The following is a 15,716-nucleotide window of genomic DNA, read 5'->3' on the forward strand; positions in this document are numbered from 1 at the left end:
GTTTAGTGTCTTTGTTTTGGGTTGGGATTGCTGCTGCGAGGACGATTGTTGTTGTTGTTATTTTGCCTTCCCTTATTATTGTTGTTGTTATTATTGCGTCCGCGATTGGTATTGGTAGATGCCCTGTTTACAGGAGGTCTGAATTCTACCTTGTTCAGGTTGATGTTTTCTTCCAGTTGTAATAATCCGCCTGATAATTCGCTCAGGTTTTTCAGGATCGTCTCATCGGCTACACTGTCTTTATTCCAGGTCACATAAGCCATTTTCATAAAGTTAGCAATACCTTGTACCAATGCTGCTCTGCGTTCTGGTTCTTCTACTGCGATGGCTCTTTCGATCATCACTTCAACAGTTTTACCATAATGCTTGTATTTTATCCTTTGCTGCGGATAACCGATATGCGAAGGTTTAACCAATGCCATTTCTGGAGTTGGTTTAGGATAAGGACTATCTACGTCGATTTTGTAACCGGAGATAATGTGTAAATGGTCCCATAACTTATGCTTGAAATCGGCAACATCCCTTAGATGAGGGTTTAAAAAACCCATCAGATCTATCACGGCCTGAGCATATTTATTACGTTCTTCCAGATCAGGGAGTTCGCAAATGTACTTCACCATATTCTGTACATTACGTCCGTATTCTGCAAGAATTAACTCGTTTCTTGTGGTATTGTAATCGAAATTCATTCTATTTATTTCTTGTGGTATTCGCTGAAGAGGGATTAAAAAGGCTTCCAGGCCTGTTTTATTGTAATTTGATTTAAAGATAAACCTTATTTTACAATCCGCAATTTAGCAAATTTTAATAACAATTGCTTGTTTCCTAATCCCTGGAAAAATACCGTCGCTTTTACGTCCGGTAAAGTACCTTCAAGATTAATGATTTTACCAAATCCAAACTTCTCATGTTCCACTTCCATACCGTTCTGAAATGCACTTGCTGCATCAGGTGCAAAACCTGGTGTAGGTATGTGTGCGGTTGGCAGCATGGTACTCGTTTTTGGTCTTGGAGGAGCTGTTTGCGTAGCAGAACCTGTGGATGCTGGTTTTGGTTTGCTGAAAGAATCTCTTTGCTGAGACCATGATCTGCGTTCCCCGTCAAAACTATCAGATGAACTGGTCGTTTTAGGCGCTTTGATCACTTCCAGTTCCAGGAACCTTGCACTGATTTCACTGATAAAACGGCTCGGCTCACAATTGGTAAGTGTTCCCCAGCGATAACGTGAAGTGGCATAAGTCAGGGTAAGTTTTTTCTCTGCGCGGGTAATGGCTACATAAAACAAGCGGCGTTCTTCTTCCAGATCAGTTCTTGAATTCAGTGACATTTGTGAAGGGAACAGGTTTTCTTCCAGTCCGACTACAAAAACATTCTTGAATTCCAGTCCCTTTGCAGAGTGGATTGTCATCATGGAAACCGTATCTCTTTCTTTATCGTCCTGTCTGTCATCGTTGGTTAACAAAGCGATATCCTGCATGAAAATTGCAAGGCTACGGTCTTCAATGTCTTCACGTTCTGCAAATTCTTTAATACCATTCAGTAATTCCTGAATGTTTTCGTAACGGCTGCGACCTTCTATACTATCATCTGTATGCAGTTCTTTTAAGATACCAGAATGCTGGGCGATATATAAAGCGGTTTCATAAGCATCCAGTTTTTTAGATTCAGCCTGGAAGCTTTTGATCAGCATTGAAAAATCATTCAGCTGATTTGCAATGCGGCCTGCAATATAAGTTTGCGGTTCACAGACTACCTGCCACATTGTAATATTATGCTGATCGGCAGCTACAATGATCTTATCAACGGTAGTATCCCCTAATCCTCTTTTTGGATAGTTGATTACTCTTTTAATAGCTTCTTCGTCACTCGGATTGAAAGTAAGACGGAAATAAGCGATTAAATCTTTAATCTCTTTACGCTGGTAAAAAGAAAGCCCGCCAAAGATTTTATAAGGTATGTTTAGTTTTCTCAAGCCTTCCTCCATTGCCCTTGACTGTGCATTGGTGCGGTAAAGAATAGCGAAATCACTATAATTTAAACCTTTGGAAGTCCTTTCCTGTACGATAGATTCGGCAACTATTTTACCTTCTTCGTTATCAGTAAAAGCTCTTGATACTTTGATCTTATCACCAGACTCATTTTCGGAAAATACATTTTTCTCCAGCTGGTTTTTGTTGTTCGCAATGATACTGTTTGCTACATCAACAATATTTTGTGTAGAGCGGTAATTCTGCTCCAGCTTGTATACTTTTAAATCAGGATAATCCTTCTCGAAATTCAGGATGTTCTGAATATTTGCACCACGGAATCCATAAATACTCTGTGCATCATCACCTACCACACAGATATTCTGATAAGCTGCGGCCAGTTTTTTTACAATTGTATATTGTGAAAAGTTAGTATCCTGGTACTCATCTACCATCAGGTATTTAAATTTCTGCTGGTACTTGTTTAATACATCCGGATGATCTTTTAATAATACATTGGTTTTGAACAACAAATCGTCAAAATCCATTGCGCCTGCCTTGAAACAACGTTTGGTATAAGTTTCATAGATAGAGCCGATTAAAGGACGCTTGTTACTGATGTCCTCTGCCTGAATTTCGGCACTCTTCATATATTCTACATGACTAACCAGGTTGTTCTTTGCAGAAGAAATCCGGTTATAAACGAAGTTTGCATTGTATAATTTGTCATCCAGCTGCATTTCACGCAGTATTGACCTGATCAGACTTTTACTGTCATCAGTATCATAAATGGTGAAATTAGAAGGATAGCCGATTTTTTCTGCTTCTACACGTAAGATCTTGGCAAATACAGAGTGAAATGTTCCCATCCACAGGTTTTTTGCTTCTGTACCTACAACTTTAGAGATACGCTCACGCATATCTTTTGAAGCTTTATTGGTAAAGGTTAAAACTAAAATATTAAATGCATCCACACCTTTTTCAATCAGATGTGCTACTCTATATGTAATTACCCTTGTTTTACCTGATCCCGCACCAGCGACAATCATTGCCGGTCCTTGAGTATTCTCTACTGCTGCACGTTGCTGAGGGTTTAATCCTGCTAAATAATCCAAATTGAAAAAAGATTTTGCTTATGAAAAGGTACAAAAATAACAAAACTATATTCTTATTTCAATCGGTTCATTGTTTTATTTCATCTAATCACATCGGGGTCATATGGATTGACAGATACCTCTGCCCGGCGCCTTCCCCTTACAGCTGACAAACTATTAAGGAATAGAAAATCAATTATTCTATATTTGCCTAAAATCATTTGTTATGCAAGAGATCAAAAAATATGTAGAAGAAAACAAACAGCGTTTTTTAGAGGAGTTGTTTGAATTATTACGTTTCCCTTCAGTAAGTGCGGATCCAAAATATAAAGGTGATGTGCTTAAAACTGCTGCTTTTGTTGCAGAGAAACTGAAAGAAGCAGGTGCCGATAAAGTAGAGATTTGTGAAACTGCAGGTTATCCTATTATATATGGTGAGAAAATTATTGATACAGCATTGCCCACCGTTTTAATTTATGGTCACTATGATGTACAGCCGGCAGATCCATTGGAACTGTGGCATACACCTCCTTTTGAGCCTACAGTACGTGACGGAAAGATCTATGCACGTGGTGCCTGTGATGATAAAGGACAGTTTTACATGCATGTAAAGGCTTTCGAACTAATGATGAAAACCAATACACTTGCTTGTAATGTAAAATTTATGATTGAAGGTGAAGAGGAAGTTGGGTCAAGCAACCTTGGTATTTTCGTAAATGCGAATACTGAACGTTTAAAAGCTGATGTGGTTCTGATTTCTGATACTTCAATGATCAGTATGGAAAACCCTTCTATTGAAACCGGACTGCGCGGACTGGCTTATATGGAGGTAGAAGTTACTGGTCCGAACAGAGATCTTCACTCGGGTGTTTATGGTGGTGCGGTAGCCAATCCAATCACTATTTTATGTAAAATGATTGCTTCTTTACATGATGAGAACAACCATATTACGATCCCTGCTTTCTATGATAAAGTTGTAGAACTGACAGAAGATGAGAAAGCTGCTTTAAACTCAGCTCCTTTTGATCTGAATGACTATAAAAAAGACCTTGATATCAATGCTGAATGGGGCGAAAAGGGGTATTCTACTTTAGAGCGTACCGGTACAAGACCTACCTTAGAAGTGAATGGTATCTGGGGCGGTTATATCGGCGAAGGGGCTAAAACAGTATTGCCATCCAAAGCAAATGCTAAAATCTCTATGCGCCTGGTGCCTCACCAGAGTTCTGATGAAATATCTGCTATCTTCCAGAAACACTTTGAAAGTATAGCTCCTGAATTTGTGAAGGTAAAAGTAACTGCACATCATGGTGGTGAGCCAGTAGTTACCCCTACAGACAGTGTAGCTTATCGTGCTGCTGAGAAAGCAATTTTAACCAGCTTTGGTAAAAAACCAATCCCTACAAGAGGCGGAGGAAGTATTCCTATCGTTGCTTTGTTTGAGGATGTGCTGGGTATCAAATCTGTATTGTTAGGCTTCGGTCTTGACAGTGATGCTTTACACTCACCAAATGAAAAATATGATATCTATAATTACTATAAAGGAATTGAAACTTTGCCTTTATTCCACAAGTATTTTGCGGAGTTAAGTAAATAATTTTATATAATTCTATAAACAAAGGGCGGCTAAATGGCTGCCCTTTTGTATTTTTACCCCGTGCCGCCACCTATTAAGAAAAAACCTTCAATTCAGGGAAAGCTTTTTGCTGACCAGCCTTTAGTCCCAAAAGCTCCTGTAAAGCGCAGAAAGCCTGTTGCTAAAAAGAAAAAAGGTCTTTCCTTACAATGGAAATTTGTCATTGCAGGCTTATTACTCATTTTATTTTCTCCTTTATATTATGGGTATGTGCTCAGGTTTTTTACCTCTGCCACCAGATGGGTACTGGATATCGGAGAGGACCCCAATTACCGCACTTATAAAAGTTATGATATTCAGATTCCAAAGCGTTATAGCATTCATGGAATAGATGTTTCTTATTACCAGGGAAAGATTGACTGGAATAAAGTGAAAGCAATGAAAGAAGATGATGTCAGTATCAGATTTGCTTTTATCAAAGCTACAGAAGGCATTTCGAGTGTGGACCCTTATTTTCAGCGCAATTGGAGGGAAGCCCCTAAAGCGGGAATCATTTGTGGGGCCTATCATTATTTCATTCCTAAGAAATCGGGTTTATGGCAGGCCAGATTTTTCCTGCAAACGGTTAAGTTTGATACAGGAGATTTACCTCCGGTTATAGATGTTGAACAGCTCAGTGGAGTTTCTCCTGAGAAAATGAGAATGGAGCTAAAGGATTTTATCCAGCATGTGGAAAAGAAAACTAAAGTAAAACCTATCATTTATTCAGGACTGGTTTTTTATAAAGACTACCTGAAAGGGCACTTTGATGCGTATCCATTATGGATAGCACATTATTATAAACCAGAATTAAATGCAGGTGCAAATACCAAATGGGCTTTTTGGCAGCATTCCGATAAAGCGAGGATTACCGGAATTAATCATGTTGTGGATTTCAATGCTTTCAGGGGAGATAGTTTATCTTTTCAGCAATTGCTGATTAAATAAAAATATGCAGATTTGACTACGTCAAAATAAAGCCCCGGAATGCCAGTCCCGGAGCTTTGATTAATTATTCGTGCTATTTTTGGGTATTTAACTGAGCGGTTCCCATCTGACAATTTCCGACCAGATGTCATACCATATTTTTTCATCTACCTTAAAAACATCCTCATCAGCAAGGTAAACCCCCTCATGCCAAATGCCGTGCAGTTCTTCAATAACAATCTGAAAACGTACACGTTGGTTATTTGTAGGTAAGCTTTTATGATCCAGTCTGATTTCCATACGCTATGTTTTTTTGCTTCATTCGTAGACATGGCGAAAACAACTTTTAAGAAAAGACGAAACCAGGAGGCAATCTTAATCGTTGGCCGCAATGTGAGAAAATTGCGGGAACTTAAAGGTTGGACCATCGCCGAATTTGCATTCAGATGTGAAGTAGATCCGCATCAGATTAGCAGGGTAGAGTTGGGATTGACAGATTGTAACATTACAATGCTTGTATTGGTTGCTGAAAAGCTGGAGGTTGATATTTGTCTTTTTTTTCAAAAGGGATGAGTTTTGGTTTTAAGTCTGATTCTGTTATAAATCAAACGTTTGCGCAGTGTTATTAATCCGGTCTGTCTCTTTGTTTTTCTAAATTATAGGTATAAAACCTAAATCTATAGTACCTATGAAAAATCTATCAAAAACCATGTTGCCATTCGGCCTGTCTGTTTATGCCCTGATACTTTTTACGGGCTGTTCAAAATCTTCAATTTCTCCTGTTGGTCAATCCTCAGCACAAACAGCTGTAACCGCTGTCAGTGGTGAAAATGCCGCACCTTCCCAGCATCTGTATTTCTCTTTCCCTTCGGATGCAATCCTTAAAATGCACAAGATTAAAATCACTAAAACTGCAGATAAGGAATATTTCTCTGTGAATAATTTTTCGGGAGGATATAATGGGCTCCAGCAAACTCCGGATAAATCTTTTGGTACACCCAATATCTTAATTGCTTCTTTATGGGACCCTAATACGGCAGGGAAAATATATTCGAGGGTTGCTTATACTGGTGCAGGAACTGTTTCGAGCCGCTTTGGCGGAGAAGGGGATGGTTATAAAACTATTAATCCATATAAATGGGTAAAGGATACCTGGTATACTGTAGCGATTCGTGCCTGGAAGTTAAATGGAGAACTTTTTATCGGTACGTTTATCCAAAATTTATCGACTGGTAACTGGTTCCATACTTCGACGCTTGCTATTCCTGAGCGAACAGCATTTTTGGGTTCAGGAAACGATGCTTTCCTGGAAAACTGGGATGGTACGAATGCTGCTGATGACGGACGTTTTGAAAGAAAAGCATTTTTTAAAGATTGCTGGAACCTTAATACGGCCAATCAATGGCAAAAACATAGCAGCAGGTCTTTTAGTGCGAATGCAAATGATGCCGGCAGAAATGGAATTTATGACCGGAGTTTCAATGCCGGTTATGATGCAGCAGAAGATGCGTATTTTATGGAACATGGCGGGAATGTTAAACCTGCTGCAGCATTTGGAACTGGCAGGACACTGACGCTGCCTGTACAGACTAATCAGGGCGATAAACCAGTATTGACTGTTGGTTCTGTTTATGGGGTTACAGCTAAGTATAATACTGGTGTGGTTACTGTAAACTGGAATGTAACGGCTAACCTTAGTCCTCAGTTTTCTTCAAAAGTTGAAATTCTGAATGCGTCCGGTTCGGTCGTACAAACCATTAATGAGGTACTGCCAGAGAAAAGAAAGGCTGTCATCAATACGGCATTGGGTAGTGGTCAGTACCAGCTGAGGATTACAATTACTGATATTTTTAATGGAGTGTCTGCTCCGGTTACTGTAAATATTCTATAGTATTGCAGTGGTACTGGTCTTAACCGGTACCACTATATATTTTTACGATCAGAATAAATATTTATGAGAAGAGTGATATTGATAATTGCCGGTTTGATCCTGTCTGCCGGGCTGCAGGCTAAAGTAAAGCCTGGTCTGGTAAGGGAAGGTGATCTTATTTTTCAAACCTCCTTATCTGCACAGAGTAAAGCTATTCAGCTGGCTACAAAATCTAAATATTCTCATTGTGGTATTATTTTTAAAGATAAGAATGGATATTATGTTCTGGAGGCAATCAGTAAAGTGAAGCGTACGCCTTTAGCACAGTGGATAGCCAGGGGTAAAGAGAAGAGTTTTGTTATTAAAAGATTGAAAAATGCAGATCAGGTGCTACAGCCAGAGGTTCTGGTGAAAATGAAACGTGCGGGTCAGTATTTTAGCGGCAAAAATTATGATTTAACTTTTGAATGGTCGGATGATCAAATCTATTGTTCAGAATTGATCTGGAAAATCTATCAGCGTGCTACAGGTCTTCAAATAGGAAAACTGGAAAAACTGAGGGATTTTGATTTATCAAATGATATTGTCACACAAAAAATGAAGTCCAGATATGGAAATAAGGTTCCGTTAAATGAGACCGTAATTTCACCAGCTTCTATTTTTAATAGTAAACTGCTCAAAACGGTATCTATTTAAGCTAAAAGAAGCATTAAGCCGAAAATTAAGTTTATAAAAGGGCTATGGCCTGGCGGTTAATGTTAAATTCCTTTTGGAGTAAAACATGGAATACATCCTCATCAGCTATGGGCTGTTCGGTCTTAATCCCGTTTGAATTCACAATAAATTTTCCCTGGGTAATTGTTTTTCTGCCAGTTTCGGTCAATAAAGAACAAACTTTGTTTTTGGTGAAATTGGAATCGGGGGATAATTGCTGGAAATAACAACTATGTGAGAAATCTTTTAACAGGAGCGGAGCAGTTGAGAAAATGTATTCCGGGAGATAAACTTCCTGAATCTCATTGTACTTTTCAACCAGATAATACCAGGCATCTGGTTTTGTCAGTCTGAACTTACCGCAACGTTCAGTATGATAACTTTCTGAAGAGTGATTTCCAGTTGAATGGCTTTCTATATTAATTTTGAAAGGCTCTGAAATAAAATCCCCAAAACCAACATCCACTAAATAGGTGTCCTGTTCAAGCCTGACTAATAAAGCCATATGGCTTGTTGGCGGCGAATAGGTCTTTGTATCTGAATGATATACTTTAGCACCGATAAGCTGTACATCGAAGCCCAGCTGTATAAGCAATTGCTGAAAGCTTCCGTTCAATTCATAACAAAAACCACCTCTTTGATGCTGCACGATTTTGGTATAGATCTTTTCTTCATCGAGTGTGATCCAGGTTTTCCAATGAATGTCCAGATTTTCAAAAGGAACATTTAACAAATGTGCTTTCATTAATTCCTGAAGTGAATTTAAATCAGCGGCAGGTTCTCCTTTATACTTTATTCTGTCCAGATATTCCTGTACTTGCATATTTTTATTGATTAAATTGACCGGTTTTATGCTTTAATTCCGGTCAGCTAAATTAAAAAACCTCTGAATATTTGTTTCTGAAGTTAGCGGGTTAATTGACAAATTCGCGTAATTTTATAGAATACCCTCCTTTAGATGAAAGAAACGGAAAAAACACTGGTTTTCAATAAACTTCTTGATCAGTATCAGTATCTCGGATTGACTGAAGAGTTTATTGATGAGGAAGCCGATTTTACGATTCATAACCTGAAGGATATCCATCAGGTTATTCCTTACCAGTCTCCGGTATACCGTACTAATTTCTTTTCTTTCGTTTTTGTGAAAGACGGCAGCGGAAAATACACAACCGATGAACTTGTTTTTGAGATCAGGCCAGGTACGATATATTTTACCAATCCCGGACATTTTAAGTCTTATGAATGGCGAACGCTCGAAGAAGTATATCTGGTTACTTTAAGTGAGTCATTCCTGAAAGAAAATGTACATGCCGATATTTTTGATGAGTTTCCTTTTCTTTTAGCAGAAACAGTGCCACCAAGAGTGATAAAGCCTGATGTGTTTACTGAGTTTGAACAGCTCTATCAGCAAATCAACAGGGCTTATTTTTCCAGATCTGTTTATAAGAACAGAATCATAGGAAACCTGTTTGTCGTGTTGCTTTTAAGGATCAAAGAATGTTTCTGGAAAGATTATAATCCGATTTATGAAGGGAACCGCAGTTCTCAGATTGTAAAAAACTTTAAAAAACTGCTGGAAAAGCATTACAGGCAATTAGCATCCGGCGAAGCCCAAATGATGTTCCGGGTTCAGGATTATGCAGATGCACAGCACCTGCATCCTAACTATCTGAATAATGTGATTAAAAGTAAAACCGGTAAAGCCATTGGCACATGGATTTCGGAGAAAACTATTGCTGAAGCCAAATCTATGCTGCAAAATTCTGCGATCTCTATTAAGGAAGTTGCTTACCGCTTAGGTTTTAGTGAATCTGCAAATTTCAGTAATTACTTTAAAAAGCATACCGGATTTTCTCCTGTTTTTTATCGCAAACAGCAATCGGGCACCACATCTTAGATATTTATACTTTATCCTATAATCTTTATATTTTTCGGCATCAGCGATTCCTCATCTTTGTGGTGTAATTAAAACAAAGCATTATGAAAACGCTAAACGGAAAAGTAATTTTAGTAACAGGTGCATCAAGAGGAATAGGTGCAGCCATAGCACATCAGCTGGCAGGTGCAGGCGCAAAAATAATCGTTAACTATGCTGGTGGTAAGGAAGCTGCAGATGCAACAGTTGACGAGATCAAACAACTTGGTGGTGACGCATTTGCGGTTCAGGCAGATGTCAGCAAAGCAGACCAGGTGAAAAATCTATTTGATACAGCTATTGCACATTATGGTAAAATAGATGTGCTGGTTAACAACGCGGGTATCATGATGACCAAGCTAATTAAAGATACCACCGATGAAGATTTTACCCGTCAGTTTGATATCAATGTCAAAGGGACTTTCAATACCATGCGTGAAGCTGCAACCCGTCTGGAAGATAAAGGCAGTGTGATTAATTTTTCTACTTCCGTAAACCGTATTATGTTACCTGGTTATGCAACTTATGTGGCGACCAAAGCAGCTGTTGAGCAATTGACACGTGTATTTTCTAAAGAAGTTGGCAGCCGTGGCATTAATGTCAATTCAATCTCTCCGGGCCCGACTAATACCGAATTGTTTACGAATGGTAAATCTGAAGAAGTTATAGCCAGGCTGGCTTCTCTTTCATCTTTTAACCGGATCGGTGAACCTGAAGATATTGCGAAACTGGTTGTATTTCTGGCAAGTGATGAAGCCAAATGGATCAATGCTCAGAATATTGGGGCCAATGGTGGTATGGCTTAATTAAGCCCGTTTTTCTTACCGATTATCATATTCAGTATCATGTACGATTTAAAAAATAAAGTAGCCTTGATTACAGGCTCAGCAAGAGGTTTGGGTAAAGCTATCGCAGAACGTTATGCAGCTTTAGGCGCAGATATCGTCATCAATTATTCAAGAGATAAAGCATCCGCTGATGAAGTAGTTTCTACTATAGAAGCAATGGGCGTGAGGGTGCTGGCGGTTCAGGCAGATGTCAGTAAAGTTACAGACCTGGAACGCCTGTTTGCAGAAGCCATTGCTGCCTTTGGAAAAATAGACATTGTGGTTGCGAATGCAGGAATAGAAATGGTAGAAGTACCAGTAACTGACTTCACGGAAGAACAGTTTGACCGGCTTTTTGCGATCAATACGAAAGGTAGTTATTTTACGATGCAACAGGCGGCGAAACACGTGTCAGATAACGGCAGGATCATTTATATCGCTTCCAGTACGACTGCATTTCCAGTGCCGGGGATGGCTGTTTATGGTGGCAGCAAAACTACACCACGTTACCTGGTTGATGTGCTTTCTAAAGAAATTGGGTACAAAGGGGTAACTGTAAATTCTATTATTCCGTTCGCAGTGGATAAGTCCGGTATCTTTGCCGAAGCTGGCAGTTATCCTGAACTGAGAAAACAATTGGTAGATAGCTGTCCAATGGGCAGACTTGCAGAGGTTGAAGATGTTGCGAACCTTGCCGAGTTTTTTGCCAGTGACCTTTCTTCATTTGTTTCCGGTCAGCATTTACTGGTTAATGGCGGTGCAACAAATTAAATAGAGGATTGATAAAAACATATAATTAAAAAAGCTTTCTCCGTATATTCAGTATACAGAGAAAGCTTTTTGTGGAATGGCTTTTATTTAAAGGTTATTAAAAAGGGTCTATGCCAGCATCCAGTATCCTGTTCCATTCTGTATGGCGTTTAAGATAAGCAACCACAAGAGGACATAAAGGAATCAGTTTATAATCGTTTTCTTCCAGATAAGCCAGTGTCTTCTCTATAACTGCGGTTGCAGCACCTTTGCCTTTGAGTTCTTCGGGCGCTTCAGTATGGATCAGCCAGATCTTTTTGCTTCTCTCTTTATAAGCTATAAAAGCAGTATAATCACCTACTTTGAGCTCAAAACGGTTGGCATCCTGATTCTTAACCAGGGGAATACTTATATATTCTTCATTCATATCTTTTATAATTAATTCAATCGGCTCTGATTATTAATTCAGTACGCCAAATTTTCCACTATTGAAATCTTCAATTGCCTGATGAATTTCTTCTTGTGTATTCATTACAAATGGACCATAGCTGACAATGGGTTCATCAATAGGTTCGCCGCTTAATAACAAGATAACACTTTTCTGATTTGCTTTGATATGAATCTCTTCTCCACTATTCTCAAATAATACAAAGCTATGTTCTGCGGCAATTTCACCGTTGACCAGAATACTTCCGTTGACTACCAGTAAAGCGGTATTGTGCCCTGCATCAATTGAAGTAGTCAGCTCTCCGTCTTCATTCAATTGAATATCAAATAAATTTACCGGGGTATAAGTCTCAGCAGATCCTTTAGCCCCATTAAAGTTTCCTGCAATAACGTTCACTATCCCGGCTCCATCTGCTAATACTGCTTTTCCCATTCCGGCAGCTGTTAACGCCTGGTAATGTGCTTTCACGGATTTGTCCTTTTTAGGCAGATTGACCCATAACTGCACCATTTCGAACGGCCCTCCTTTTTTAGAGAAGGTTTCTTCATGGTATTCTTTATGAAGGATACCTTCGCCAGCTGTCATCCATTGTACGTCACCAGGATTGATAATTCCGCTATTGCCAGCACTGTCATTGTGCGCTACACTGCCCTGATAAGCGATAGTTACGGTCTCAAAACCTTTATGCGGATGCACGTCTACTCCTCTGATATGGTCAGAAGGGCCAAAATCATAGGCTGCATTAAAATCCATTAATAAAAACGGGCTGATCCTTCTTTTAGAAATATCCGCTCCGGGTATATAATTAAATACCCTGAATCCGTCACCCACCATGCCTGGCTGACCAGGTTTTGTCACGATTTTTTCAATTAACTTTTGCATTTTATTTCTCCTTTTTTAGCAGATCAAAACCTATGGGTTAAAACATTTTAACAACATGATGTTCTGATTTTCGTTATACAAAGATAACCTGAACAGCGCCCTGAACGGTTGATGTAGGATAAGAAGTGCAGCACCCAAACGGAATTGTTTTTATCTTTGTTTTATGAATCTCGAACCTAATAGTTTAATCCACGCGTCTTCGCCATATCTTTTGCAGCATGCTTATAATCCTGTAAACTGGTATGAATGGGGTGAGGAAGCATTAGCAAAAGCAAAAAGGGAGAATAAACTGATCCTGGTTAGCATAGGCTATTCTGCCTGTCACTGGTGTCATGTTATGGAAAGGGAGAGTTTTGAGCTGCATGAAGTTGCAGAGGTGATGAACAAACATTTTGTTTGTATTAAAGTAGACCGTGAAGAACGTCCTGATATTGATCAGATATATATGCTCGCTATCCAGCTGATGACTGGCAGCGGGGGCTGGCCGCTTAACTGTATTTGTTTGCCGGATCAGCGCCCGATTTATGGAGGTACTTATTTCAAAAAAAATGATTGGATCAATATTTTATTGAATGTTGCAGATTTATGGGATACTGAGCCGGGGAAAGCGGAGCAATATGCGGTGCAGTTAACAGAAGGAATCCGTAATTCGGAAAAAGTTATTCCGAATATCAGGACTGCTCCATATACAGAAAGGGATTTACAGGACATTACTACACCCTGGAAACGTAATTTTGATATGATTGAGGGTGGTTATAACAGGGAACCTAAATTTCCTTTACCAAATAACTGGCAGTTTTTATTGCGTTACAGTCATTTGATGAAGGAGAATGCCACACAGGTAGCAACTTTACTAACACTCGAAAAGATGGCATTTGGTGGCATTTATGATCAGATTGGTGGTGGTTTTGCCAGGTATGCTGTAGATAGTAACTGGCATGTCCCTCATTTTGAGAAAATGCTTTATGACAATGCACAGCTGATTGGTTTATATGCCGAAGCTTTTCAGTTTTCGGGTCATCAGTTATTTAAAGAAGTGGCTATAGAATCTATTGCCTGGATAGAAAGGGAAATGACTTCTCCCGAAGGCTTGTTTTATTCTGCACTGGATGCGGATAGTGAAGGCATAGAGGGTAAGTTTTATGTCTGGGATTTACTGGAGTTTGAAAAAATTCTGGGTACCGATGCGGCATTGATGGCAGAATATTTCAATGTGACACCTTATGGTAACTGGGAGGAAGAGGAAGTGAATATCCTATTAAGGAAATATACACCTGAAGAATACGCTGAACTTAAAAATATTCCGATTGCTGAGTTTGCTGTGAAACTGAAGCTGGCCAAAGAAAAATTGCTGGCAGTACGCAGTAAAAGAATGCATCCGGGTTTAGATGATAAATGTCTGACGGCATGGAATGCGATGATGATCAAAGCGCTTGCCGAAAGCAGTCAGATTTTTGACCGGGAGGATTTCTACCTGGCAGCTAAAAAAGCAGCAGATTTTATCCTTTCTCATATGAGTACTGAAAATGGTGGGTTATATCGGAATTATAAACATAATAAGGCCTCTATTACAGGGTTTCTGGATGACTATGCTTTCTTTATCTCTGCGCTGATTGCTTTATATGAAACAGATTTCGAAGACCGGTGGTTGCTGGAAGCGAAAAGGTTAACGGAGTGGGTATTGAGTAATTTCCGTGATCTGGATAGCCCGATGTTATTCTATACCCCTGCAAACGGAGAATCACTAATTGCCCGTAAACATGAGATTATGGATAATGTTATTCCTGCTGCCAATTCTGTAATGTCACAGAACCTGAAACATCTGGGGATACTATTTGATGAAATACGTTATACCGATAAAGCAGATGCGATGCTGGCTGCGGTACACCCTCAAATTAAAACTTATGGCTCTGCTTATTCCAATTGGGCTATACAATTAATGAATGAAGTGTTCGGAATTAATGAAATTGCATTAACCGGAAATTCTGTGAATGAGGTTAGGAAAGACCTGAGTAAGAGGTATATTCCAAATAAAATTGTATTGGCAGGAACAAATTCTGTGCTTCCTTTGTTAAAAGATAAGCAAAGCATTGAAACAAAAATCTATATTTGCCGAAATAAATCATGTCAGCTGCCTGTAACAACAGTTGAAGAAGCATTAAAATTAATTAACTAAATAAGATTCCAATGAGTATTAAACCCAATACAGTAGTTTCATTAACGTACGAACTGCATACGACTAATGAAGAGGGACAACAAGTTTTCGTAGAAAAAGCTGATGAGCAAAATGCATTGGTTTTCTTATACGGTGCAGGCATGATGTTGCCTAAATTTGAAGAGCATTTAACTGGATTAAATGTTGGTGATGAATATAAATTTGAGTTAAGTGCTGCTGATGGTTACGGAGATTTAGATCCGGGAGCTTTCGCTGATTTACCAAAAGAAATGTTCAAAGATGTTGACCTGCCTAACGTAGGTGATGTTATTCCTTTACAGGATAACGAAGGAAATCATTTCAGAGCTGGTGTTACTGCTGTGCATGACACAACTATCTCTGTAGATCTTAACCACCCAATGGCTGGTAAAAACCTGATCTTTGGTGGTAAAATCCTTTCAGTACGTGAAGCAACTGAAGAAGAATTAAGTCACGGTCATGCACATGGTGCTGACGGACATGCAGGACACTAATCCTGATAAATTATAAAAA

16 protein-coding genes are annotated in these 15,716 nt (G+C 39.1%); 10 read left to right on the plus strand and 6 right to left on the minus strand.

From position 1 onward, the window contains the following. Positions 1–2: 2 nt before the first annotated feature. On the minus strand, positions 3–689 hold the full coding sequence (locus tag HDE68_RS00705) for a DUF4290 domain-containing protein (protein ID WP_183877926.1): 687 nt from the start codon (positions 687–689) through the stop codon (positions 3–5). A gap of 86 nt (positions 690–775) precedes the next feature. Next, on the minus strand, positions 776–3,082 hold the full coding sequence (locus HDE68_RS00710) for an ATP-dependent helicase (protein WP_183877928.1): 2,307 nt from the start codon (positions 3,080–3,082) through the stop codon (positions 776–778). A gap of 205 nt (positions 3,083–3,287) precedes the next feature. On the opposite strand from HDE68_RS00710, the gene HDE68_RS00715 reads away from it, so the two are divergent. Then, positions 3,288–4,658, plus strand: coding sequence for a dipeptidase (locus HDE68_RS00715; RefSeq protein WP_183877930.1), 1,371 nt, complete (start codon positions 3,288–3,290; stop codon positions 4,656–4,658). A 33-nt stretch (positions 4,659–4,691) separates the two neighbouring features. After that, positions 4,692–5,624, plus strand: a complete 933-nt coding sequence (locus HDE68_RS00720) for a glycoside hydrolase family 25 protein (RefSeq protein ID WP_183877932.1) — start codon at positions 4,692–4,694, stop codon at positions 5,622–5,624. 87 nt (positions 5,625–5,711) lie between these two features. Here the strand turns inward: HDE68_RS00720 and HDE68_RS00725 are convergent, their stop codons facing one another. Next, a complete protein-coding gene (locus HDE68_RS00725; RefSeq protein ID WP_183877934.1) occupies positions 5,712–5,903 on the minus strand; it encodes a hypothetical protein in 192 nt (63 codons plus the stop codon). 30 nt (positions 5,904–5,933) lie between these two features. Here HDE68_RS00725 and HDE68_RS00730 point away from each other — a divergent pair, with 30 nt between their 5' ends. The 3 genes from HDE68_RS00730 to HDE68_RS00740 all read left to right on the plus strand — a co-directional run bounded on the left by HDE68_RS00730 (position 5,934) and on the right by HDE68_RS00740 (position 8,169). Then, positions 5,934–6,176: a helix-turn-helix domain-containing protein gene (locus HDE68_RS00730; RefSeq protein ID WP_183877936.1), complete on the plus strand. Its 243-nt coding sequence runs from the start codon at positions 5,934–5,936 to the stop codon at positions 6,174–6,176. Positions 6,177–6,291: 115 nt separating this feature from the next. Further along, the gene (locus HDE68_RS00735) at positions 6,292–7,494 is read left to right on the plus strand and encodes a DUF3472 domain-containing protein (protein ID WP_221300640.1); all 1,203 of its coding nucleotides are present in this window, start codon (positions 6,292–6,294) and stop codon (positions 7,492–7,494) included. Positions 7,495–7,557: 63 nt separating this feature from the next. Beyond that, entirely contained in the window at positions 7,558–8,169 is a 612-nt protein-coding gene (locus HDE68_RS00740) for a YiiX family permuted papain-like enzyme (RefSeq protein WP_183877938.1), read from the plus strand. A gap of 31 nt (positions 8,170–8,200) precedes the next feature. Here the strand turns inward: HDE68_RS00740 and HDE68_RS00745 are convergent, their stop codons facing one another. Further along, a complete protein-coding gene (locus tag HDE68_RS00745; RefSeq protein ID WP_183877940.1) occupies positions 8,201–9,010 on the minus strand; it encodes an arylamine N-acetyltransferase family protein in 810 nt (269 codons plus the stop codon). A 135-nt stretch (positions 9,011–9,145) separates the two neighbouring features. On the opposite strand from HDE68_RS00745, the gene HDE68_RS00750 reads away from it, so the two are divergent. From HDE68_RS00750 to HDE68_RS00760, 3 genes are all read left to right on the plus strand, one after another. Then, a complete protein-coding gene (locus tag HDE68_RS00750; protein WP_183877943.1) occupies positions 9,146–10,084 on the plus strand; it encodes a helix-turn-helix domain-containing protein in 939 nt (312 codons plus the stop codon). Between the two features lie 83 nt (positions 10,085–10,167). Continuing rightward, entirely contained in the window at positions 10,168–10,908 is a 741-nt protein-coding gene (locus HDE68_RS00755; RefSeq protein WP_183877945.1) for an SDR family oxidoreductase, read from the plus strand. A gap of 39 nt (positions 10,909–10,947) precedes the next feature. Beyond that, complete coding sequence (locus tag HDE68_RS00760; RefSeq protein ID WP_183877947.1) at positions 10,948–11,700, plus strand: SDR family oxidoreductase; 753 nt, start codon at positions 10,948–10,950, stop codon at positions 11,698–11,700. A 97-nt stretch (positions 11,701–11,797) separates the two neighbouring features. On the opposite strand, the gene HDE68_RS00765 is transcribed toward HDE68_RS00760, so the two are convergent. Both HDE68_RS00765 and HDE68_RS00770 read right to left on the minus strand, forming a co-directional pair. Beyond that, complete coding sequence (locus HDE68_RS00765; RefSeq protein WP_183877949.1) at positions 11,798–12,106, minus strand: GNAT family N-acetyltransferase; 309 nt, start codon at positions 12,104–12,106, stop codon at positions 11,798–11,800. 33 nt (positions 12,107–12,139) lie between these two features. Continuing rightward, positions 12,140–13,009 carry a pirin family protein gene (locus tag HDE68_RS00770; RefSeq protein ID WP_183877952.1) on the minus strand — a complete coding sequence of 290 codons (870 nt, stop codon included), beginning with the start codon at positions 13,007–13,009 and terminating at the stop codon, positions 12,140–12,142. A gap of 163 nt (positions 13,010–13,172) precedes the next feature. On the opposite strand from HDE68_RS00770, the gene HDE68_RS00775 reads away from it, so the two are divergent. Together HDE68_RS00775 and HDE68_RS00780 are read left to right on the plus strand one after the other, a co-directional pair. Then, on the plus strand, positions 13,173–15,185 hold the full coding sequence (locus HDE68_RS00775; RefSeq protein WP_183877954.1) for a thioredoxin domain-containing protein: 2,013 nt from the start codon (positions 13,173–13,175) through the stop codon (positions 15,183–15,185). An 11-nt stretch (positions 15,186–15,196) separates the two neighbouring features. Continuing rightward, complete coding sequence (locus HDE68_RS00780) at positions 15,197–15,697, plus strand: peptidylprolyl isomerase (protein ID WP_183877957.1); 501 nt, start codon at positions 15,197–15,199, stop codon at positions 15,695–15,697. Positions 15,698–15,716: the final 19 nt, after the last annotated feature.

Source organism: Pedobacter cryoconitis, assembly GCF_014200605.1.
GTDB classification, from domain to species: Bacteria; Bacteroidota; Bacteroidia; order Sphingobacteriales; family Sphingobacteriaceae; genus Pedobacter; species Pedobacter cryoconitis_B.

Bases quoted from the DNA above. Each gene is read 5' to 3' on its own strand.
- HDE68_RS00705 (WP_183877926.1), bottom strand. From the start codon at position 689: ATGAATTTCGATTACAATACCACAAGAAACGAGTTAATTCTTGCAGAA.
- HDE68_RS00715 (WP_183877930.1), top strand. From the start codon at position 3,288: ATGCAAGAGATCAAAAAATATGTAGAAGAAAACAAACAGCGTTTTTTA.
- HDE68_RS00720 (WP_183877932.1), top strand. From the start codon at position 4,692: ATGGCTGCCCTTTTGTATTTTTACCCCGTGCCGCCACCTATTAAGAAA.
- HDE68_RS00725 (WP_183877934.1), bottom strand. From the start codon at position 5,903: ATGGAAATCAGACTGGATCATAAAAGCTTACCTACAAATAACCAACGT.
- HDE68_RS00730 (WP_183877936.1), top strand. From the start codon at position 5,934: ATGGCGAAAACAACTTTTAAGAAAAGACGAAACCAGGAGGCAATCTTA.
- HDE68_RS00735 (WP_221300640.1), top strand. From the start codon at position 6,292: ATGAAAAATCTATCAAAAACCATGTTGCCATTCGGCCTGTCTGTTTAT.
- HDE68_RS00740 (WP_183877938.1), top strand. From the start codon at position 7,558: ATGAGAAGAGTGATATTGATAATTGCCGGTTTGATCCTGTCTGCCGGG.
- HDE68_RS00745 (WP_183877940.1), bottom strand. From the start codon at position 9,010: ATGCAAGTACAGGAATATCTGGACAGAATAAAGTATAAAGGAGAACCT.
- HDE68_RS00750 (WP_183877943.1), top strand. From the start codon at position 9,146: ATGAAAGAAACGGAAAAAACACTGGTTTTCAATAAACTTCTTGATCAG.
- HDE68_RS00755 (WP_183877945.1), top strand. From the start codon at position 10,168: ATGAAAACGCTAAACGGAAAAGTAATTTTAGTAACAGGTGCATCAAGA.
- HDE68_RS00760 (WP_183877947.1), top strand. From the start codon at position 10,948: ATGTACGATTTAAAAAATAAAGTAGCCTTGATTACAGGCTCAGCAAGA.
- HDE68_RS00765 (WP_183877949.1), bottom strand. From the start codon at position 12,106: ATGAATGAAGAATATATAAGTATTCCCCTGGTTAAGAATCAGGATGCC.
- HDE68_RS00770 (WP_183877952.1), bottom strand. From the start codon at position 13,009: ATGCAAAAGTTAATTGAAAAAATCGTGACAAAACCTGGTCAGCCAGGC.
- HDE68_RS00775 (WP_183877954.1), top strand. From the start codon at position 13,173: ATGAATCTCGAACCTAATAGTTTAATCCACGCGTCTTCGCCATATCTT.
- HDE68_RS00780 (WP_183877957.1), top strand. From the start codon at position 15,197: ATGAGTATTAAACCCAATACAGTAGTTTCATTAACGTACGAACTGCAT.